Source organism: Corynebacterium sp. HMSC061H03 (assembly GCF_001838215.1).
GTDB classification, from domain to species: Bacteria; Actinomycetota; Actinomycetes; order Mycobacteriales; family Mycobacteriaceae; genus Corynebacterium; species Corynebacterium jeikeium_D.
On record NZ_KV836087.1, the window covers coordinates 1 to 20,312 of the forward strand.

A 20,312-nucleotide genomic window follows, 5' to 3' on the forward strand; every position below is an offset into this window, starting at 1 on the left:
ACAGACGTTGGCTCCCAGACCACAGGCATTCCGTTTTCATCGACCGCCCACGGACGAGTATCAGTGAGAGTCACAGAAAATCGCCACCCAGGTCTTGCTCGAAAGCCTGACGAGTCACAGCGCGAACAACCACCCGACCAGGGGATTTACGCTCTACCAGCGTATCCACCACACCATCAATCGCGACCCATTCACCACCACGGCGAATAGCTTTTTCGATGTCTTCCGCGTCGATACCAATAGGGAGTTGAAGCGTGACCTCGACTCCCCTAGCGGTTTTTTCCGCACGAATCGGACGAGGGTACTGACGAAGCTCAGGCTCGAGCCCAGTTTCATCACCCGAGAACGTGCCGGTCGCTTCGAAAAAATCTTTGCAGGCTTCCTCATCGCCCCAGCGACTCATAAATTCGGATTCATGCTCGCGAAGATCGGAACGCTCCGATTCAGTCAACATTCGCAAACCAGCAGGCACAGGCGGGTGCTTGTGCTCATAGGCACTCATCAGGGCATACACCGCGATGAAAACCACCGCACACAAAACGACAATTGAAACGAAATCCACTTTGGACCCCTTATATATAGGTGGAACAAGAAATAGGGAGCTTTCCTCGTCGGTTCTCCCCTGGCGAACCGCACCAGCGTCCAATGGTGCGGAACCCACAAGTGAACCGGCTTTTACTTCAGGCGCAGCATGTCCGCGTAAGAGCCAATCGCCTCAACAGCCGAGGCGTTAACGGAGTAGCGAAGTTGTGCGAAATTTCCATCGGCACGGGCACCGATTTCGATGGTTCCGTTCTTTGCGACGAGAATGCTGTATGCCGGAACAGTGAACTCACGAGGGAGCACCAGCGCGACCTCGACTGATTCGCCATTCCAGACCGCTGGGAGGTTCATGATTCGGTGCATTTCATGACCCGCATCGTCCTTCTTGATGACATCAGTGCGCTTGCCGTCCACATACTCATAGACGGGGCGGGAGGTTTCCTCACCAGTAGTGATGATTCGGAGAGATGACGCGTCGAACTTCATGACAACCTAACCTTTCTTGCGAGTGGTTTTCCACTCACTTAGTGATGAAAAAAGGAGGCGACTTGCCGAGTCTAGATTCCCTGATTGAATCCTTAACTCTTTTCCTTCTGACGACAGTATAGCACAAAACCATTCATGCGCGCGGTCAACCTCTCAACCTGGCAATTTACCGCTATGACCACTACCCTAATGCTCATGGAAAACATGGGAAACGTGGTCGCACGCGAGGGCAGACGCCTTGCGGAAGAGCTAGGAAAATCAGTAAAAGCGCAGAACAACCTAGACGCATCAATACAGGCGAATATCACCGCCGTAAAACGCCTGCTTGAACAGGAAGAACGCGGACGCAAACTCATCTACATGTTCACTGCATTGACCGCCGCGTACCCCGGAGTCACACAAAGACAACTCGCAGCCGAGTTCGGAATCTCACAAGCGTCAATCCGAGACTGGATAAAAAAGGGCAACGTGTTCATTGCCGAGGAAATGGCAGAAGAAAACTCACCAGAGCGGTAAACCACTCAACTAACGCGAGAAAAAACACTCCCCCGCATACCTACAGGTGGAGAATCGAGCACGCTACCGCCCATAGCCTGTAGCGACCGCACAAGGTCTTTTACGAGCGCGACCGTGCCGTGAAGGTCTTCAGTGAGTACCCAACCGGCGTGAAAATTTCCCCGAAATCGCCTTTTTCCAGGAAATTTCGCAGCGCAGCAACGTTGCAGGAGCCGACCCCATGCCACAAATTCCTCCTTTGATACCAGCACCGTGCGGACCTCTTTTTTAATACCGAGGACACCCCAGAACCTGCCCACCGATTCGTCACTGTGACTCCACTCCCACGGCGGAAGATTCTGGTATTCCTTGGTAGCAAACTTGCTATCTTTGCTGGCATATTTCAAAAAGTAGCCAGCGACGTTCTTCGCACTGCTAAATTTTTCGATTTGATCTACACCAGTTCCGGCGTAGAGATGATTGACGTAATCCATGCCTTCCGCGCCGACTACCTCCGCCCAGGCAATCGACAGCCACTCACGGAAAAACATCACATCAGTATCCGTAATAAACGGGGATTCCTTTTCGCGGGCGATCCCCCAGGTGGGAATCAACATCAAAACATGAAGATGAGGTGCCCCCCTTTTCTGGAATTCCCGTTTCCAAATACCCTGCATACGAACCCCCCAGGCTCGATAAAAACGTTCCTGAAGTGCAGCAAAGTGCTTTTGCGCAACCTGGGCATTCGGTACGTAGTCCAACCACTTTTTCCCCGCACCTGGATACGTCAGAGTAACCATCGCCATTGAAAAATCGGACGTTTCCGACAGGGAAATCACCGACTCCCAATCCAGTTCCGCACACGTTTTCAGCATGCGCCGGCGACTCTTCGCCGACCAGTGACGGATTTTTCGCGGGGCTTTCTTCTCACCCAGAATGTCATCAAAAAGCGGCATCAACCGCCAAAATAGCCACGGCGGACACGACCCCTTGACCAGCTGGTCATAGTGCCACTGAAGAACCTCAAAGTCGAAATCTTTTTTCAACCGCGCCTCATCGGTGACAAACTCTAAAACCGCAAGGTCATGCCCAATGGATGGTTCCTCTTCCAGCAGGCGCTTTACCTGCCGACCCCCCATCTCTCCTAATTGGAGGTCTTCCTCCTTACCGCCTACTATCCACCCGCTTTGCGCATCTAGCCAGCGCAAAACCCCCTCCATTGCGTCATAAAGATCAACAACTTTTCGACGGAAAGCCGCTTCCTCACTAATCCGCGCGCGTTCACGTTCCTCCTTTTCTTGGGCAGCGATTCTCCTATCGAGAGCCTGGAGGTCACGACAAGCCAGCTGGATAGTCCCGGGAGAAACATGGACTAAATAATCCCGAGGGGTCTCACGTGCGCCAAGCACACTCGGGAGCTTTTCACGACATTCCCGGATTAACGCCCCGTCCCCCGTTGAAGAGTCGAGTACCACCGGTGACAGCCACGGCATCACCTGGTCTACCGCTTCGATAGTAGTCAACATTTCCTAATCCGTTTCTCTTGATATCCTGTTCGTTTTCCCCTTTTCCACACCTCCCGTGGAGATGTGGCACACAAGACAAGCCCTGTGCCACCGCACCTCACGCGCCTGTCGGCGCTGTTCGGTGCGCCCCCTTGCTCCTGGTCACTCCGCCTGCGCTCGCACTCGCTCGCACTCCCGCGTCCGCGTCGCTCCGTTTCGGATTCGGTCAGCGTCGGGGCTTGCGCGTGCGACCTTGCGGTCGTTCGCGCCCCTCCTCGACCTCACCTCGCACTACGCTCGCTCCCGCTCCCGTTTCGCTCGGCATCGCTGGGACTCCGTTAGTCGCGGGGGCTAGATGTAGATGAGTAGCAAAGTTCAGGATTGAGCGGTTTTCCACTCAATCGGGGGTAGGGAAAAATATTCGGTTTGCATTCAGTATAGCACCGTGCTAACACCGCACGGTGCGCCGGTTTTTAGCGATAACTGCAAAAAACACAAAACCCCTGGTCAGCCCCACTACCCAAAAAAAGTAGCGGGAGCGCCTGACTCATAATCCTTTTGTCCCAGGTTCGAGCCCTGGTGGGGGCACTAAAAACTCTGGGCTCTACTCACGCCCATTTACCCGACATCCGGTTGTAGCAGCTGGCGCATAGGGAGATGTACTTCGGCGCTTCGAGTGCCTCAATTTCCACGGTTTCGCCGTCGAGGATAATGCTGCCGTCCGGATTCAACCGTGCAGTAAAGATGGCCTTCTGCCCACAGGTGCAAATTGTCTTGATTTCCTCAATGGTGTGGGCAACTTCGAGCAAGCGCTGGGAGCCTGGGAAGGCATGCGTGCGAAAGTCGGTACGCAGACCGTAGCAGAGCACCGGAGTACCGCGAAGGGTAATTCCCAGCAACTGATCGACCTGGTCAGGGGTAAGAAACTGTGCCTCATCGATAATCAGGCAATCGTAGCCGTCGGCAAGCGAGGAAAGGTCATCGCCATCGTGGATGAGGTGCGCGCGTTCCGCGATTCCGATGCGGGAGTGCACATCACCGTCAGCCAAAGTATCCACGGCCGGCTTGGCGATCAACGGTCGCATGTCGCGCTCGCGGTAGTTGTGGGCGACGCGGAGGACCTCGATGGATTTTCCGCTGTTCATGGTTCCGTAGCGGAAGTACAGTTTTGCCATAGCCATCGATTGTAGGGCATCGATTCGCGGGCTCTGACGGCTGTAAACTCGGGCCGCCAACACGGATTTGAATTCCCGACTATCCTATATTTTTATGCAGCCGATTCCTGACCTGAATGAGAATCCAACAGTTGTTGTATGTGGATCTATCCACCTAGATACCCTGGTACAGGTCGATAGCGTACCCGCAGAAGGTGGCACGCTCATCGTTGATGACGGCACGAATATGCTGGGCGGCAAGGGCGCCAACCAGGCCGTTGCTATCGCTTATGACGGTGTCCGTGCGATTATGGCCGGAACTGTTGGCGAGGACCGCGCAGCGGATTTCGTGGTCGAGGAACTCAACGCACACGGCGTAGATGTCCACTCCATTCAGACTTCCTGGGATTTGCCGACCGGCAGCGCTTTCGTCGCAACGAACCGCAAGGGTCGCCCGGTGATTTTTGTCCAGCGCGGTGCCGATGCGCTAACCGACCCCACCGATTTCGTCGACGAGTTCGCATCAGCGGATGTCGTGCTCGCGCAAGGCGAGCTACTTCCGGAAGCAACTGAGGCCATCGCGTCCGTCGCATCCATGTACAGCGCGCGTCTGGTACTGAACCTCAATCCGGTCGTAACCGTTACACCTGCGCTGATTGACCATGCAGATCCGCTGATCGTCAACATGAAGGGCGCCTGGGAAACAATCCGTCGCCTGGACATCGCCGAGGGCATCCGCGCTACCGACTACCGCGCACAGCTCGAGGCACTTCTGCAGTACTGCCCCAGTGTCGTCATGCTCCGGGGCGACCACGGCTGTCTCTTCGCACAGCACTCCGACGGTCTCGACGACGAGCCGACAATCTACGAGCACCCCGCGCTTAAGCTGCCAGAGGAGAAGATTGTCGACGGCACTGGCTCCGGTGATGCGTTCGTCGGCACGCTTACCGCGGAACTGGCTAAGGGCACCTCGCTTTACGACGCCGTCCCCCTGGCCACCGCAGCAGGTGCGGCAGCCGTACAGGCCGTCGGCGCATGCTCCGCTTTTGTGCGCCGCGAAAAACTGCTGGAGATGGTCGAGGCGGAGGATTTTCCCTCTGTGAAAGAGTACGAGGGCTAAGGGTCGTCAACGACTTGGTGCGCGAGCTGGCGCCGATTAAGTCAGTGCCAGTCGGGCCAGTGGAGCCAGTGGGGCCAGTGGGAAAACCTACCCAGCATTGTCTGGCAGAACGGGCTCAAGCGCCAGCATCACCAAATACCAACTCAACGCGTACCCGATGAGGAAGACATAGGTAGCAATCGCGTAGATCTTCGCCGGGAAAAAGAATATGGCCGCGGGCACGATGAGAAGCGCCAAAACTGCGAGCGCAGTCCGCAGCAGGTTTTTGACGGTCATGCTGGTGGCCGTTGCCAGGGTTCGGCGTAGCGACGACTGACCGTCGGAAAGCGAGCACAGCGAGTAGACCCAGGCGGTAATTCCCAGCAGTATTAGCGCCCCGGAGGTAACTCCTGCGGCGAAGATTAGGCCGACAGTGCCGAGATCCGCGCGGGAAATAACGTAAAACTCATAGCCAATGGCTCCGGCGAGAACCACGGTGAATAGCCACCACACGGTTGGTGTGCGCCAATTGTCCAGCAGTGCGCGCAAGAAGCGCTGTACGGGCCTTGAGCCTTCGTCACGGACCATATCGCGAGCGACCACTACCCCAGCGCGAGTTGCGGCGCCTGCAGTGACTATCGGGATGGATGCGACGATCATCAGCAGGTTGATGATTACAAGGTCTGCTAACAGCGACCAGGCTGCGTAGAACTTTGTATCGGTGCTGAAAAATCTATCCACGGGTTCATATCCTAATAAAGGCTGATTAACAGACGAAAGCCTCAACCTACGCGGTTGAGGCTTTCGCTTTCGTAAAACGCGGTGCTTGGCGTCCTATGCGCTAACGCTTAGGCGACTATCCCTTAACGGCACCCGCAGCAACACCCTCGATAATGTGCTTCTGGGTGGCGACGTAGAAGATCACAATCGGAATGATTGCGAGCACCAGCATTGCCATCATCGCGCCAAGGTCACGGTTACCGTTGGAGCCAACGAAGCTCTGCACGACAACCGGGATGGTCTTGTACTTAGTGGACAGGCCGATGACCAGGTACGGCAGCAGGTAGTCGTTCCAAACCCACATTGCGTTCAGAATGGCGACTGTCACTGCAGTCGGCTTGAGCATGGGCAAAACGATGCGGAAGTAGTTCTGCATCGGAGATGCGCCATCAATCATCGCGGCTTCCTCGATGTCAATCGGGATGGACTTGATGAAGCCGGCAAACATGAATACCGACAGGCCGGAGCCAAAGCCCAAGTAGAGAACCACAATGCCGATTGGGTTGTTCAAATGCAGCATGTCGGCGATCTTGACGGTCGGGAACATCACCATCTGGAACGGGATGACCATCGAGAACACAAACAGGTAATACAGCAGCGAGGTCCACCACGTCTTCACTCGCGTGATGTAGTAAGCCGTCATCGCAGAGAAGAACACAATCGCAATAACCGAGAGGATCGTGATGACAAAGGACCACACGATCGCCCAGCCGAAGCCCTCCTTCATCAGGCCGACGGCGTAGTTTTCGAACCCGACCCACATGTCACCTAGTGGCAGCTGGAAGGGATTATCTGAAATTGCGAACTTGGACTTGAACGAGTTGAAGATAATGAACGCGATTGGCCCCAAGAACACGACGGTCAAAAACACCAGAATCGCGTAGATGATGACCTTAGATACGCCTCCCACCTTGGCCTCGTCCTGCTTAGCGGGCTTGGCCTTGGGGAGCTTGGTGGCCGTTTCAGTGGTCATTGCAGCGTCGACAGACATTTATGCCTCCACTTCCTTGCTGCGAGTAGCACGCAGCTGCAGCATCGCGATCGCTACGACCACGACGACGAAAATTACTGCCTTGGCTTGACCAACGCCCTCCACACCAATTCGGTTGAACATGGTGTTGACGATGTTCAGAGCAACCATTTCTGTCTCTGAACCCGGCGCACCATTGGTCAGGGCCAAGTTTTGGTCGAAGAGTTTGAAAGTGTTCGACAGGGTCAAGAAGAGGCAAATGGTAATCGATGGCATGACCATCGGGATAGTAACGTGCCGCAGAATCTCCCAGCGTCCGGCGCCATCAATCTCCGCAGCTTCGATGAGCTCCGGTGGGACATTCTGCAGACCGGCAATATAGATAATCATCATGTAACCGACCAGCTGCCAGTTGATGAGGATGATCAGACCGGCGTAACCGAACTTCCAGTCGGACACAATCGTCGTACCGTACGATGCCAGCACGGCGTTAATCATCGACTGCCAGGTGTAACCGAGCACGATGCCACCGATAAGGTTCGGCATGAAGAAGACTGTGCGGAAGAAGTTCGTGCCCTTCAGCTTGCGCGTCAGAATCCATGCGATCCAGAACGCGAACAAGTTCACAGTAATGATGGAAACAACAACCACCATGAGAGTGAATCCGAAGGAAGCGACGAAGCCCTCGCGCTCACTAAATGCCTTCTGGTAGTTCTCGATACCAACCCACTGCGCATTAGTGATGGTTGTGAAGTCAGTAAATGATAGGAAGAAACCGATAACGAACGGCACCAGGAACGCGATTGCGAAGGCAATCAGCGTGGGTAGCACGAAAATTGGGAAATACTTTTTCAATGTTGCTTGCATCTACAACACCGCTCCTAAAGCTAAAGGCGGAGCCCGGTGCCTCGAGACCGGTTTAACAGGTCACCGAGCCCCGAGCTCCGCCTTGCCATTGGATGAACTCATTCCGTCGGTTGTTCATGCGCGAGAAGCTTTCGCTTCACACTCACCGATGGAATGGATCACCATTGATTTGCTGGTATTTAATTGTTCGGAGATTCCGCATTCCAGCTGTCGGCGAAAGTCTCGACAACCTTGTCCCACGGCATCTTTCCGGAAGCGTACTGCGCCAGCGCTGCGCCAAAATCATCCTTGAACTGCTGAGACGGGAAGTACTGGAAGTCCCACGGGATGGTGGTCAGGTCCTCGTTCTCAATTGCTGCGGCCACTTCCTTGGCCAGCGGGTCATTCGGAGTGTCGGCTTCAGTGAAGTTCTGGAACGGAGCGATGAATCCAAGATCCTCGACGACGTACTTCTTGCCCTCATCGGTGTTGAACAGCCAATTGACGAAGTCCTTCGTTGCCTTTTGGGAAGCCTCCGAAGCCTTAGAGTTGACCGTCAGGTAGTTCTCAGTACCAACCGAGATGCCGGTCTTATCCTCGTCCTTCAGGCCCATGTACATAGGCATGAACTTAATCTTGTCCTGCTTGACCACGTTGCCGGAGACATCGTTGATCTGGGACCATGCCCAGTTGCCATTCTGAACCATAGCGGCCTTGCCCTGAGCGAATTCAGCCATCGAGTCGGACACAGCCTTCGACGGGGCCAGAGTCTTTTCGACAGTGGAGTTATTCAGGTACAGATCAAAGAGGTTCTTGAACTCCTTGTTGTACTTGAACTTCACATCAGCGGTTTCCTTGGTGCCGAGGTCCTCGAATTCATAATGAACCGGTCCGTTGGCCAAGTGTGTCTGCCAGCGCCAATCCTCACCGGATGCGAGCGAGGTGGAAGCGAAGGTGCCGGAAATCCCCAGCTTGTCCTTCTTGGCCTGCATGTCCTCAGCGACTTCCTTCAGCTTTCCGAAGGCCTTAATCTCGTCGATGCTCTTGGCCTTGGCATCGGGCAGCGCGAAGTACTTGTCCATGATCTCTTCGTTATAGATCAAGCCAAACCCCTCGACTGCAAACGGGACGCCGTATACCTTGCCGTCCTCGCCCTTCAGCGGCTCGATGCCCTCGTTGAGGTTTTGTGCGATCTCAGTGTCAGACATGTCAGCCATGTATTCCTGCCAAGTACGCAGGCCCGCCGGACCATTGACCTGGAACAGTGTTGGCGCGTCCTTTTTACCAATCTCGGCCTTCAGAGTTTGCTCATAGGAATTCGAAGCAGCGGTAACGACCTTGACCTGGACACCAGTCTTGTCAGTGTATGCCTTCGCAATCTTCTGATATGCGGCATCCTGCTCCGGCTTGAAGTTAAGGAAGTAGACACCACCATCTGCAACCGCATCATCACTCGAGCACGCAACCAAACCAGCGGTTGCCATCAGGCCTGCTGCACACAGAGCTGAAAGGCGCTTGAAGTTCTTCACTATATTTTCTCCCTTGAGAAGAAAGGCCACTTCAATGGCATCCTCCGAGAAATTCGGACGAATATTTGCCAGCAGCCGTGGCCTAATTGGATTATCCCGCCCTGCGGCTAGAAGTAGCCTTTCATGCGAACTTCGACGCCACCCACGCGGGTATTCGGTCTCACCAAAATCTTACTTGACCAAAACCAATTTAGGTTGACCTTCAGCCAGCTGTGAACAAATGCAAAGGAGAAAAATAGCAAAAGCTCTCGAAAGCACACCTAGAATTCGAGCTGTTTTCGCTGAACAGAGCCGCCTACCGGCACCAAAGTAGGCACCTGGCCGCGACAATCACACGCAGACCCGACAACCACCCGACCACCAAAAGCACCCCTGTTTGGCCTGAATGTATATTTTTATAATATTCTGGCGGATCGTTTACTTGTCACTTTTGAAATAATCGTACGCTCGACAGTCTGCTTCTAGAGAGCTACTCGACCTCATCGCTCGCCGGAAGATATACGGACTCGTCGCGATGCCCGGGCAACACTCGGTCCACGTAGCTCTGCACCGCTTCTTGAAGCGGCACATCCGCACGGCGTTTTTCTGCCATGTACCAGCGATGCTCCAAGACCTCGTGGAAAACCTGCGCATCCTGCAGCCTTCCACGCAGCCCCTCGGGCACAGCCAGGATTGTGGCCTCGAAAACTTCACGCAGCCATCGGTGCGCAACCTGCTCTAGCGGAACCCCTTCAAGACCTTCCGCCAACCGAAAGGTCTGCATACTATTGAGCATCCGCCTCGCTTGCCGTTCTTGAACATCCAACCCCGTCAGTCGCATTAACTGCCGATGGTGATGCCCTGCGTCAACCACTCGTGGTCGGAACACAACGCGGCCACCATCACTGGTGACTTTCAGCTCGCCAACATCGAAACCGAGGTCGTTGAGCCTGCGAATCCGCTCATCGACAAGCCAAGGCTCCTCAACACCAATAGATTCTTCCCCCGTCAGCTCTTGCCACAGGTCCTCATAACGCTCAATAATGCGCCTACCCACCGCAATTACGTCCAACTCAGGATCGAGAAATCCGCCGGCCTGCAGATCCATGAGCTCTCCGATGATGTTGGTATGGGCAACGTCAACGTCGTAAAGCCTGCGGGAATCTGAGAGTGTGCCTTGCAAATCTCCCGTTTCCGCGTCGACAAGGTAGGCGGAGAAAGCGTCTGCGTCACGACGAAACAACGTGTTCGACAGTGACACGTCACCCCAGTAAAAACCAAGGAGATGTAACCGAACTAGCAGGACTACCAGCGAGTCAATCAGGCGGACCACAGTTTCGCGGGTGACCTGTTGAGAAAAAACTGCACGATACGGCAGCGAATACTCGAGATGTTCTGTGACGAGTGCGGCAGTTAACGGTTCGCCATCTGGATCCTTCCGGCCGGTGATTACCGCGAGCGGGCGAACCGATGGAGCACCGAGCCTGACCAGGTCACGCAGCATTCGATACTCATGATGAGCAGTGAACTCACCAATTTCTTTCACTGCAATGACGCGGTCATCTAAGTTGACGAATCGAACAATGTGTCGCGAAATTCCCTGAGGCAAGGCGGCTAACAAATCATCTGGCCACTGTTCCAGAGGTATATGCCAAGGAAGGCGCAAAAGCTTTGAAGCCACCGTTGTCGCGGCTATTTTCATAGTTTCCGACACGGTGGCTCCTAAAACTGTCTTACTGTCCCACTGCCCTACCAGCTACTCATTTCATCTAAACGAAAGAGTTTAGGCCGGAAGGCGCATACCAGTCGACTTCGAGAACAGGTGCAGCATGCCCGGACGAATCTTGCCGTAAACTACCGAGCCCAACTTCGGCGCGGTGCGCGGGGCGGTACGAATAACCACCTGACCGTGTTCCTCTTCGTCCGGGTTAGAGGAAGATCCGGAGCTCAGTGCTCCGCCACCGACGAGGTCGCCATACATGAATGCATCGGAGCCCAACTCCTCGACCAAGTTAACCTGCACCGGAATGACGTCATCGCCCGGACCCTCGACCAGGTCGAATGCCTCCGGACGGAAGCCCACGATAATCTGGTTCTGATCCTCCGGCGTGATTGCAGCAAGTGTGGCTTCCGGCAGCTTAATCTTGGCCTCACCCAACGTGGCGTAACCATTAGAGACGTTGAACGTGCCCAGGTTCATCGCAGGCGAGCCAATAAAGCCCGCGACGAATTCGTTTGCCGGGGTTTCGTAGAGTTCCCGCGGGGTACCGACCTGCTGCAGAACACCGAAGTTAATGACCGCGATGCGGTCGCCCATGGTCAGCGCCTCAGTCTGGTCGTGGGTGACATACATGGTGGTCACACCCATCCGACGCTGCATGGCCGCAATCTGAGTACGGGTTTGAACACGCAGCTTCGCGTCCAGGTTCGACAACGGCTCGTCCATCAGGAACACCTGCGGCTTGCGCACAATCGCACGCCCCATTGCCACACGCTGACGCTGACCACCGGATAGAGCCTTAGGCTTACGATCCAGGAACTGAGTTAGATCCAGGGTCTTCGCAGCTTCTTCGACACGACGGTCAATCTCGTCCTTGTCCACACCAGCAATCTTGAGCGCGAAGCCCATGTTCTCGCGCACCGTCATATGCGGGTACAGGGCGTAGTTCTGGAAGACCATCGCAATATCGCGATCCTTGGGCGAGACATTGGTCACATCACGATCTCCAATGAAAATCTTGCCCTCATTGACCTCTTCCAGACCGGCAAGCATGCGCAGTGTTGTGGACTTACCACAACCGGAGGGGCCCACCAGAACCAGGAACTCGCCATCGGCAATTTCCAAGTTGAACTTGTCCACAGAAGGCTTCGTCGCACCAGGGTAAATGCGAGTGGCATCAGCAAAAGTCACAGTAGCCATGTGAATACAAACCTTTCATCGGCAGGTACGTGCCGAACGATCCGAGTGAAAGTAATCGCAGGAACAGCTCCTACGTATCTGCCTCACAAGCTTACTCTTAATCGAGCAGCCCCGTCACGAGCTCCGCAATCTTCGAGCGCTCCGAGCGCTTCAGCGTGATGTGTGCAAAAAGCTCGTTCCCCTTGAGTTTTTCAATCACCGCCTGCACACCGTCATGGCGGCCGACGCGCAGGTTGTCACGCTGCGCCACGTCGTGCGTAAGGATGACCCGGGAATTGCTACCAAGACGCGACAGCACCGTCAGCAGTACGTTGCGCTCCAGCGACTGTGCCTCATCGACAATCACGAAGCTGTCATGCAGGCTACGACCGCGAATGTGTGTCAGTGGCAGTACCTCCAGCATGTCGCGCGAGGCAATCTCATCCATCACGTTGTCTGAAACCAATCCCTCCAGGGTGTCGTAAACAGCCTGCGCCCACGGGTTCATCTTTTCGTCCTCACTACCTGGCAGGTAGCCAAGGTTCTGACCGCCTACCGCGTAGAGCGGACGGAACACCACAATCCGGCGATGCAGTCCGCGCTCCAGCACCGACTCCAGTCCCGCGCACAGCGCAAGCGCCGACTTACCCGTACCGGCTCGGCCGCCGAGGGACACAATCCCTACCGAGTCATCCAACAGCAGGTCAAGCGCCACACGCTGCTCCGCCGACCGCCCCTTCAGGCCAAACGCCTCCGTATCGCCCCGCACAAGCTTGACGACGCCCGGGGCGCTCACCCGTGCCAGCGCAGACTGACTACCAGCGCTGAGCTGCACGCCGCAGTGCAGCGGCTGATCCTGGATCTGCTCGAGCTCAAGGAACCCATTGGCGAAGAGACGATCAATTTCCTCCGGGTCGACGTCCACTTCCACCATTCCCGAGTACCCAGTCAGAACGACGTCCTGGGCGCGGTAATCGTCGGCAGGCAAGCCGACCGCACCAGCCTTGACGCGAAGCGGAATGTCTTTGGTGACCAGCACGACATCATGGCCATCGTGCTGAAGATTGAGGGCGCAAGCGAGAATGCGGTGATCGTTTTCGGCGGTGCGGAAGCCTGCGGGAAGGATGGAGGGATCGGAGTGGTTGAGCTCAATATGCATAAACCCGCCAAGATCATTGGCGGGCACAGGCCGGTCCAGGTGGCCGTAGCGGTAACGCAGCTCTTCGAGGAAACGGAGCGCTTCTCGGGCGAACCACCCCAGCTCTGGGTGGTGGCGCTTGGCCTCCAACTCACTCACCACGACCAGCGGAAGCACAACTTGGTGCTCATCGAACTTCTTGGTGGCGTGGGGATCGGACAGCAGGACCGAGGTATCAAGCACGTAGGTACGCATGCCCTCAGGCTAAAAGTCAGAGGTAGAAATTACGTGGTTGTGAGATGAATGCTTGGTTATCAGATGAACCACAGTTGGTTACAGGCTCTAATCCTCAAGTTGAACCCTAAGGAACTGGCCGAGCACCGAGCACCACTGCCCGGCCACTCCACTGCCCTTTTAATGGCAACTAGTCGTTGCAATGGTGACTAGTCGTTGTGACGGATTTGGCGACCCAGCAACTTGTGGCGAAGCGGATCAACCGCCAAGGTCACAGCGCCAACTGATACAACTCCCACGAGATACGCCAGCGCAACTACAAGGGAGCGTTGACCAAACGTGATTTCGTTCGCAATCGGGCCGAACATGGTGGCTCCCAACAGCGCGCCCATGACAAAGCCGAAGATGCTGGTCGCAAGCATGGGAAAGAATGTCTGCTTGAAAGTGACCGTGCGGTGGAAGTTGATTGGCGTCCCGATGAAGTCCAGCGCCTTTGTCAGCGATGCCTCTTCATAGACGGCTGAGGCCTGAGTCAGAAGCGTTGACACCAGCAGCAGAATGAAACCGATTACGAAAGTGATAGTCACACCGGTTGCAATATCGTGCGCGAACGTGACATCTGCAACCTCTTCAATCTTGTCTTCGCCAGGCACCATCATTGTGTAGCCAAGCAGCAGAGACAGGAAGGCCATGGAACTTACTCGACGCCACGATTCCTTAGCGTTAGTCGCTACTCGTCGCGTCGCCACAAAATCACTTGAAGTGCCGAAGAAGCTGGAGATGCGGGCAACAAGCTGGATAAAGAAAGGCGCCACCAGGCCAATTGCCCAGACCATCAGGTACATCATCGCTGCGACACCAAGCGTGGCAGTGACGGTTCCACCCGCGATATTGGAGTTGGCAATCACGTACAGGACGATCGCACCGATAACAACGGCCACAATCATGCGCCATGCCTTCATCGACTTGGGCACTTCCTTGCGGCTAACGCCGAGTGGTGAAATCATCACCCTTCGCAAACCGACCACAGCGGCAAAGAGTGCGAGTAGCACCACGGCAACCCAGACCAGCGGGTAGCCCCACCAGGGCAGCAACATGTCCCAGGTATCCAGGTAGTCATTGTCGAACTTGATTATCGCCCAGAATGGCGCAGTGGCCACCGACAACAACGTGCCCACCACAAGCCCAACGGCTGCCAATACGAGGGTTTCGATAATCACCATGCGCGTAACTGCCCCGTTAGACAGACCAATCAAGCGCAGAGTTGCCAACCGCTGCTCACGTCCTGCAGCGCCAAGCACCGCCGACTGTGCTACCAGCGAAACCATTGCCGGAATCACAAAAACACAGGCCACAAGTGCCAGCTGCAGGTACATCTCGCCCTGACCTTGATTCATGTAATCCTCGGGCGTTGGGTTCGGCGGCAGATTTGGCTCAGCCTGCCAACGGCGGTAAAACATCGCCGTGCCACCGACGACGACCAACGCCAACCAGGTACTCACGGTCATAGCTACCACGGACAGTGCGGACAACCAGCCGTTTCCCGAATGCGATTCACGCCCGGCGCGCTGCAGCCGCGTGCTCAAGTCCGCTAGTGCGCCGGTACGAATTCTCTGGGGTTTTGGTGCTTCAGTTACGGTGCTCACTTTGTAACCTCCGCTCCTGCCAGCATGCGGTCGTCGTGAATCAGGCCATCGCGGATCTCCACACGTCGACGACACCAGTCGGCCACCTTCACATCGTGCGTGACCATCACCAATGTCGTACCAGTCTGCTCCACCAACGCGGTGAGCTGCTGCATGACCTCATGGCCTGTGGACTGGTCCAACGCGCCAGTCGGCTCATCAGCAAAGATGACACCTGGCTCGCCGGCCATCGCGCGGGCAATTGCTACACGCTGTGCTTGGCCGCCGGACATCTGTCCTGGGCGACGGCGCGTTAGGTCTTCTAGGCCCAGGCGGCTGAGGACATCGTCGGCAAGCGCGAGTGACTTTGAGCGCTTCTTGCCCTGCAGAATCATGGGCAGAGCAACGTTTTCCCTGGCAGTCAGCTCGGGAAGGAGCTGGCCATCTTGAAAAACGAAGCCGAAGTCGTGCAGGCGGAGGGCGGAGCGGTCGGCATCAGAAAGCGAATTAATCTTTGTGTCACCGAAGATGACGTCGCCGTCGTCCGGCAGCAACACGCCGGACATGCAGTGCAGCAGCGTGGACTTACCAGAACCTGACGGTCCCATGACTGCCACGGTTTCGCCGGGCTCAATGGTCAGCGAAATGCCGGTGAGAACGGGAGCTGAATTGTAGGACTTAGTGATGTCACGAATACAAAGTCGTGCGTTTCTTGGGCTGTTGTTGTCTGTCATGGCACTCATTTCACTCGCACGGAGGCGATTTCAACACCGTGCCCACTTTCCTTTTGCGGTAGTGCTAGGTCTACTATGCCGGAAATTAATTCCTCCGTAGACAGAGCTTTCGTACCATAGGAAACTATGGAGCTGAAGGATTATTTCCGCAAATATATCGGCGCGAACCGCCGCGAAAAAGCGCATAAACGCAGCTACGAGGAATCCGCCGCCGCTCGCATCGCCGAACTTACCGCTTCACGACGAACAATTGCCGAAGCCTTCGAGATTGAACGTCGCCGCATTGAAAATGACCTCCACGACGGAGCTCAGCAATACATTGTTGCGGCTTCAATGAAATTGGGACTTGCAGAATTGGAGGCATCCAATACTGGCAATGAGGAATTAATGCAGCTCCTCGCGGAAACTCGCGGCCATTTGGAGGATGGATTACGCGCTTTGCGGCGGACAGTCCACGGAATTCACCCGCAGGTGTTGCGCGATCGCGGTCTGCAAGCGGCTGTTGAAGAGATTGCTGAAGGATACGGCCCTCACGTTGTTGTGCACACTCCCTATCCCCTGCCGGAATTGGAAGAAAGTGTGCTCGCCGCGGCGTATTTTTTCTGTGCAGAAGTGCTGACTAATGCGGCGAAATATGCACCGAACGCTCCTGTTTCTGTGCTGCTCACCTCGGATCAAACACTGAATATTTCAATTACGGACCAAGGCCCTGGCGGCGCAAAATTGGGGCGCGGATTGCGGGGCATGAAAGAGCGTCTAGCCACTTTCGACGGTGCGATGACCATGCACTCTCCCGAAGGTGGGCCAACGCAGGTAATAGCCAGAATTCCTTTGATGTTGAACCGCTGGGAATCGGGTATTGGAGAAATGGAAGGCATGGAGATGGAAGACGTGGAAATGAAAGGTGCGGAGAAGAAATGAAAATTGTCATTGCGGATGACTCGGCACTCCTGCGGGAGGGGGTCGCGGGGCTCGTCGAAAAGCGTGGACATGAAGTGATTGCGATGGTCGACACTGCCCACGGCCTGGTGGCGGACATCGATGACCGTTTTGATGACACGGGCGAGCTGCCAGACCTGGTGATTACCGATGTGCGCATGCCTCCAAAGATGAGCGATGACGGCCTGCGGGCGGCGGTCGAGTTGCGGGAGCGTTATCCGCAGTTGAATGTGATGGTGCTGTCGCAGTATGTGGCGCCGGCGTATGCGCGTGAGTTGTTCTCGCCGGGCGGGGCTGGAGGTAGTGCTGGGGTTGGTACTGGGGTTGGCTCGAGTGGCAGCAGCTCCAGTGGCGGGACCGGGTATCTGCTCAAAGACCGCGTTGGCCAGGTGCTGGACTTCTTGGGTTCGCTCGAAGTCGTCGCCGGTGGTGGCGTGGTGATTGACCCTGATGTGGCGACGGCATTGATGCAGTCCGGTAAATCGGGGTTAGCCAGTTTAACGGCGCGCGAGCGCGAAGTGCTCGAGCTGATGGCACGCGGCAAGTCCAATAAGCAGATTGCCGATGACCTCGTGCTTTCCGGGGCGGCAGTGGCGAAACACGTGTCCAACATTTTTATGAAGCTGCATCTGGAGCCCGGTGAGGAAAACCGCCGTGTGCGGGCAATTTTGGAGTTCCTCACGGCAACGTCGGGGCAGATTTAGGGTCGGCAGCAATCGTATCTCTCGCAAAAGCGATGAAAAAATAAGTGTTGATTGTGGCACGAGTCACAACTTAATGTTGGCTCATACGTTTGTTGTTTCCCTATCGAAAGGAAGTGTCTACATGACTGTTTACGCCAACCCCGGCACCCCCGATGCGATCTTCACGTACAAGGAGCAGTACGAGAATTTCATCGGCGGTAAGTGGACACCTCCAGTAGACGGGCAATACATGGACAACTCCACCCCGGTTACGGGCGAGGTTTTCTGCCGGGTTCCGCGGTCTAACGAGAAAGACATTGAGCTCGCCCTCGACGCCGCACACAAAGCGAAGGACTCCTGGGCCTCGGTTCCTGCGGCCGAGCGGGCGCTGATCCTCCACCGCATCGCGGACCGTATAGAGGAAAACCTTGAGAAGATTGCCGTCGCCGAGACCTGGGAGAACGGCAAGGCCATCCGCGAGACCCTCGCCGCTGACATCCCGCTCGCAATCGACCACTTCCGCTACTTCGCCGGCGCCACCCGCACGCAGGAGGGGCGCATCTCGCAGATCGACGACAACACGGTCGCCTACCACTTCCACGAGCCACTCGGCGTCGTCGGCCAGATCATCCCGTGGAACTTCCCCCTCCTGATGGCCGCATGGAAGATCGCCCCGGCCCTCGCCGCCGGCAACTGCATCGTGCTCAAGCCTGCAGAGCAGACCCCCGCGTCGATTCTCATGCTCACCGAGATCATCGCCGATCTACTTCCGAACGGCGTCCTCAACATCGTCAATGGCCTCGGCACCGAAGCCGGTGCTGCGCTGACCGCAAGCGACCGAATCTCCAAGATTGCGTTCACCGGATCGACTGCCGTTGGCCAGGTAATCAACAAGGCAGTGTCCGACAAGATTATTCCAATCACGCTGGAGCTCGGCGGCAAGTCCCCATCCATCTTCTTCCCCGACGTCATGGATGCCGACGACGCGTTCCGTGAGAAGTGCATCGAGGGCCTGGCCATGTTCGCGCTGAACCAGGGCGAGGTCTGCACCTGCCCGTCGCGAGCCCTGGTCCACGAAGACATCGCTGATGAGTTCCTGAAGCTCGCGGTCGAGCGCGTCAAGCAGATTAAGACCGGCAACCCGCTGGATACGTCGGTACAGATGGGTGCCCAGGCGTCCCAGGAGCAGCTGGACAAAATCTCCGGATACTTGGAGTCCGGGCCGACGGAGGGCGCGGAGGTTCTCACCGGCGGCAACGTCGCCAAGCTCGAAGGGCTGGAGGGAGGCTACTACGTCGAGCCGACCATCTTTAAAGGCAACAACTCGATGCGTTTCTTCCGTGAGGAGATCTTCGGCCCGGTCCTGGCCGTGACAACCTTCAAGACTCTGGACGAGGCTCTCGACATTGCCAACGACACTATCTACGGTCTTGGCGCCGGCGTGTGGAGCCGCAACCAGAACAACGCCTACCGCGCTGCCCGCGGTATCCAGGCTGGCCGCGTATGGGTGAATAACTACCACAGCTACCCTGCTCACGCAGCCTTCGGCGGTTACAAGCAGTCCGGTATCGGCCGCGAGAATCACTTGATGATGCTCGAGCACTACCAGGAGACCAAGTGCATGCTCGTCTCTTACGACGAGAACCCGACTGGCCTGTTCTAAGAATCCGACCCCTTGGGGCTAGGCGATTTGTCGATTCCGATTCACGTCCGATGAAGGTGTCGACAATCGCCTCTGCCCCCCAAAAAAAACGCCCTCCGCGCCTGGCAGGTTACGATGGTCGGCCTTAACCTGACGCACCAGGCGCTGGCGACTCCAAAGTTAGAGGCCTAGCTCACGGCCGCCAGCTAGGTCTCTCTTTCTTTCTTCACTTGCCGGTACCACCTACGCATCCGATTAATCGCGGCACTAGCGGCCCATCCGCCGAGAAATAGTAGCGGGATGTAAAAGAACACGACATAGGCGACGACCAGGCCGTCCTGACCATCGGGCGGCGTGGTGAGAAATAGGAATGCCAGATCGCCAAGCGCGGCAATTCCTGCGCCGGTAGCTGCTGCGACAATGCTCCGCGCGCTGGCCATCCCCCGAGCCAACGACCCATCACCGGCGAAAACGGCTATTGCTCCAACCAGCATTACTGAGACCAGCATGGACACAATCCACGACGCAATTCCTTCGTCGTAGGCGAGATTGGGCTCCGGCAAGATTAGCCCACCTAAAACACTCCACGCGACCGCGGCGAAAAAGGACGCCAGCAAGGGGCGGGTTATATTGTCGAGCCTCATGCGTCCCAGGTTACGTGAGATGACCTCCAAAAATGCTGAATCTCCCCTCCTCAGTGGAGAATCGAGTCACGCCCACAAGAACAAAGATCTCCGAGCATAAAGTGGGGTAAGGAGAGAAACTGACAACCCGAAAACTTACGGGCTGCAAATGTGAAACTGTGTGAGTTTATGACACTTTCAAGCCATTTTTCAGGCCATTTTTGACATAAACGCAGTCAGTAACTCGCATCCACCCAACGCCATCAGCCATAAACGCAGTCAGTAACTCGCACTGGGGTAAGTGGCGAAAGGTGCCCACCGGCGACGCACCGCCCAGACACGCTTTTCTTTACCTACCCCATTATCCGCGTACTTTTGGGGTTAAGTAAAGAAAAGTGTGTCCGCATGC

Annotated in this window: 19 protein-coding genes; 5 read left to right on the forward strand and 14 right to left on the reverse strand. The window is 56.0% G+C overall.

Annotated elements, in window-relative coordinates:
• Positions 1-70: 70 nt before the first annotated feature.
• Entirely contained in the window at positions 71-562 is a 492-nt protein-coding gene (locus HMPREF2787_RS10005; RefSeq protein ID WP_070859168.1) for a hypothetical protein, read from the reverse strand.
• Between the two features lie 113 nt (positions 563-675).
• The gene (locus HMPREF2787_RS10010) at positions 676-1,029 is read right to left on the reverse strand and encodes a hypothetical protein (protein ID WP_070859169.1); all 354 of its coding nucleotides are present in this window, start codon (positions 1,027-1,029) and stop codon (positions 676-678) included.
• Between the two features lie 195 nt (positions 1,030-1,224).
• Here HMPREF2787_RS10010 and HMPREF2787_RS10015 point away from each other — a divergent pair, with 195 nt between their 5' ends.
• A complete protein-coding gene (locus HMPREF2787_RS10015) occupies positions 1,225-1,545 on the forward strand; it encodes a helix-turn-helix domain-containing protein (protein WP_141763287.1) in 321 nt (106 codons plus the stop codon).
• Positions 1,546-1,550: 5 nt separating this feature from the next.
• Here the strand turns inward: HMPREF2787_RS10015 and HMPREF2787_RS10020 are convergent, their stop codons facing one another.
• Together HMPREF2787_RS10020 and HMPREF2787_RS10025 are read right to left on the reverse strand one after the other, a co-directional pair.
• Positions 1,551-3,050 (reverse strand): rolling circle replication-associated protein, encoded by a 1,500-nt coding sequence (locus HMPREF2787_RS10020; RefSeq protein ID WP_070859171.1) that lies wholly within the window; start codon positions 3,048-3,050, stop codon positions 1,551-1,553.
• A gap of 587 nt (positions 3,051-3,637) precedes the next feature.
• Positions 3,638-4,204 carry a thymidine kinase gene (locus tag HMPREF2787_RS10025; protein WP_048732776.1) on the reverse strand — a complete coding sequence of 189 codons (567 nt, stop codon included), beginning with the start codon at positions 4,202-4,204 and terminating at the stop codon, positions 3,638-3,640.
• Between the two features lie 94 nt (positions 4,205-4,298).
• On the opposite strand from HMPREF2787_RS10025, the gene HMPREF2787_RS10030 reads away from it, so the two are divergent.
• On the forward strand, positions 4,299-5,303 hold the full coding sequence (locus tag HMPREF2787_RS10030) for a PfkB family carbohydrate kinase (protein WP_049189606.1): 1,005 nt from the start codon (positions 4,299-4,301) through the stop codon (positions 5,301-5,303).
• A gap of 87 nt (positions 5,304-5,390) precedes the next feature.
• Here the strand turns inward: HMPREF2787_RS10030 and HMPREF2787_RS10035 are convergent, their stop codons facing one another.
• From HMPREF2787_RS10035 to HMPREF2787_RS10075, 9 genes are all read right to left on the reverse strand, one after another.
• Positions 5,391-6,023, reverse strand: coding sequence for a MusI family membrane protein (locus tag HMPREF2787_RS10035; protein ID WP_070859172.1), 633 nt, complete (start codon positions 6,021-6,023; stop codon positions 5,391-5,393).
• Positions 6,024-6,138: 115 nt separating this feature from the next.
• The gene (locus HMPREF2787_RS10040) at positions 6,139-7,035 is read right to left on the reverse strand and encodes a carbohydrate ABC transporter permease (RefSeq protein WP_042389412.1); all 897 of its coding nucleotides are present in this window, start codon (positions 7,033-7,035) and stop codon (positions 6,139-6,141) included.
• Positions 7,036-7,053: 18 nt separating this feature from the next.
• Complete coding sequence (locus HMPREF2787_RS10045; RefSeq protein ID WP_016423090.1) at positions 7,054-7,899, reverse strand: carbohydrate ABC transporter permease; 846 nt, start codon at positions 7,897-7,899, stop codon at positions 7,054-7,056.
• A 179-nt stretch (positions 7,900-8,078) separates the two neighbouring features.
• Positions 8,079-9,362, reverse strand: coding sequence for an ABC transporter substrate-binding protein (locus HMPREF2787_RS10050; protein ID WP_088611979.1), 1,284 nt, complete (start codon positions 9,360-9,362; stop codon positions 8,079-8,081).
• A gap of 514 nt (positions 9,363-9,876) precedes the next feature.
• The gene (locus HMPREF2787_RS10055) at positions 9,877-11,088 is read right to left on the reverse strand and encodes a DUF4032 domain-containing protein (protein WP_172620277.1); all 1,212 of its coding nucleotides are present in this window, start codon (positions 11,086-11,088) and stop codon (positions 9,877-9,879) included.
• Between the two features lie 81 nt (positions 11,089-11,169).
• On the reverse strand, positions 11,170-12,306 hold the full coding sequence (locus HMPREF2787_RS10060) for an ABC transporter ATP-binding protein (RefSeq protein WP_016423093.1): 1,137 nt from the start codon (positions 12,304-12,306) through the stop codon (positions 11,170-11,172).
• Between the two features lie 97 nt (positions 12,307-12,403).
• Positions 12,404-13,678: a PhoH family protein gene (locus HMPREF2787_RS10065; protein ID WP_042388806.1), complete on the reverse strand. Its 1,275-nt coding sequence runs from the start codon at positions 13,676-13,678 to the stop codon at positions 12,404-12,406.
• A 188-nt stretch (positions 13,679-13,866) separates the two neighbouring features.
• Positions 13,867-15,303, reverse strand: a complete 1,437-nt coding sequence (locus HMPREF2787_RS10070; protein WP_070859173.1) for an FtsX-like permease family protein — start codon at positions 15,301-15,303, stop codon at positions 13,867-13,869.
• Entirely contained in the window at positions 15,300-16,016 is a 717-nt protein-coding gene (locus tag HMPREF2787_RS10075; RefSeq protein ID WP_042389415.1) for an ABC transporter ATP-binding protein, read from the reverse strand. The genes HMPREF2787_RS10070 and HMPREF2787_RS10075 overlap by 4 nt, the downstream gene beginning before the upstream one ends.
• A 126-nt stretch (positions 16,017-16,142) precedes the next feature.
• On the opposite strand from HMPREF2787_RS10075, the gene HMPREF2787_RS10080 reads away from it, so the two are divergent.
• From HMPREF2787_RS10080 to HMPREF2787_RS10090, 3 genes are all read left to right on the forward strand, one after another.
• On the forward strand, positions 16,143-16,937 hold the full coding sequence (locus tag HMPREF2787_RS10080) for a sensor histidine kinase (protein WP_083276310.1): 795 nt from the start codon (positions 16,143-16,145) through the stop codon (positions 16,935-16,937).
• Entirely contained in the window at positions 16,934-17,659 is a 726-nt protein-coding gene (locus HMPREF2787_RS10085) for a LuxR C-terminal-related transcriptional regulator (protein ID WP_038626003.1), read from the forward strand. Before HMPREF2787_RS10080 ends, HMPREF2787_RS10085 begins: the two co-directional genes overlap by 4 nt.
• 121 nt (positions 17,660-17,780) lie before the next feature.
• Positions 17,781-19,301 (forward strand): acetaldehyde dehydrogenase ExaC, encoded by a 1,521-nt coding sequence (locus HMPREF2787_RS10090; protein ID WP_070859174.1) that lies wholly within the window; start codon positions 17,781-17,783, stop codon positions 19,299-19,301.
• A 185-nt stretch (positions 19,302-19,486) separates the two neighbouring features.
• Here the strand turns inward: HMPREF2787_RS10090 and HMPREF2787_RS10095 are convergent, their stop codons facing one another.
• Positions 19,487-19,924 (reverse strand): hypothetical protein, encoded by a 438-nt coding sequence (locus tag HMPREF2787_RS10095; protein ID WP_070859175.1) that lies wholly within the window; start codon positions 19,922-19,924, stop codon positions 19,487-19,489.
• Between the last annotated feature and the right edge of the window lie 388 nt (positions 19,925-20,312).

What these genes read in the sequence shown, in the direction of transcription:
- HMPREF2787_RS10085 (WP_038626003.1), top strand. Translation starts at nt 16,934, where the DNA reads ATGAAAATTGTCATTGCGGATGACTCGGCACTCCTGCGGGAGGGGGTC.
- HMPREF2787_RS10010 (WP_070859169.1), bottom strand. Translation starts at nt 1,029, where the DNA reads ATGAAGTTCGACGCGTCATCTCTCCGAATCATCACTACTGGTGAGGAA.
- HMPREF2787_RS10020 (WP_070859171.1), bottom strand. Translation starts at nt 3,050, where the DNA reads ATGTTGACTACTATCGAAGCGGTAGACCAGGTGATGCCGTGGCTGTCA.
- HMPREF2787_RS10040 (WP_042389412.1), bottom strand. Translation starts at nt 7,035, where the DNA reads ATGACCACTGAAACGGCCACCAAGCTCCCCAAGGCCAAGCCCGCTAAG.
- HMPREF2787_RS10030 (WP_049189606.1), top strand. Translation starts at nt 4,299, where the DNA reads ATGCAGCCGATTCCTGACCTGAATGAGAATCCAACAGTTGTTGTATGT.
- HMPREF2787_RS10015 (WP_141763287.1), top strand. Translation starts at nt 1,225, where the DNA reads ATGGAAAACATGGGAAACGTGGTCGCACGCGAGGGCAGACGCCTTGCG.
- HMPREF2787_RS10045 (WP_016423090.1), bottom strand. Translation starts at nt 7,899, where the DNA reads ATGCAAGCAACATTGAAAAAGTATTTCCCAATTTTCGTGCTACCCACG.
- HMPREF2787_RS10065 (WP_042388806.1), bottom strand. Translation starts at nt 13,678, where the DNA reads ATGCGTACCTACGTGCTTGATACCTCGGTCCTGCTGTCCGATCCCCAC.
- HMPREF2787_RS10060 (WP_016423093.1), bottom strand. Translation starts at nt 12,306, where the DNA reads ATGGCTACTGTGACTTTTGCTGATGCCACTCGCATTTACCCTGGTGCG.
- HMPREF2787_RS10050 (WP_088611979.1), bottom strand. Translation starts at nt 9,362, where the DNA reads ATGGCAACCGCTGGTTTGGTTGCGTGCTCGAGTGATGATGCGGTTGCA.
- HMPREF2787_RS10090 (WP_070859174.1), top strand. Translation starts at nt 17,781, where the DNA reads ATGACTGTTTACGCCAACCCCGGCACCCCCGATGCGATCTTCACGTAC.
- HMPREF2787_RS10080 (WP_083276310.1), top strand. Translation starts at nt 16,143, where the DNA reads ATGGAGCTGAAGGATTATTTCCGCAAATATATCGGCGCGAACCGCCGC.
- HMPREF2787_RS10025 (WP_048732776.1), bottom strand. Translation starts at nt 4,204, where the DNA reads ATGGCAAAACTGTACTTCCGCTACGGAACCATGAACAGCGGAAAATCC.
- HMPREF2787_RS10095 (WP_070859175.1), bottom strand. Translation starts at nt 19,924, where the DNA reads ATGAGGCTCGACAATATAACCCGCCCCTTGCTGGCGTCCTTTTTCGCC.
- HMPREF2787_RS10075 (WP_042389415.1), bottom strand. Translation starts at nt 16,016, where the DNA reads ATGACAGACAACAACAGCCCAAGAAACGCACGACTTTGTATTCGTGAC.
- HMPREF2787_RS10055 (WP_172620277.1), bottom strand. Translation starts at nt 11,088, where the DNA reads ATGAAAATAGCCGCGACAACGGTGGCTTCAAAGCTTTTGCGCCTTCCT.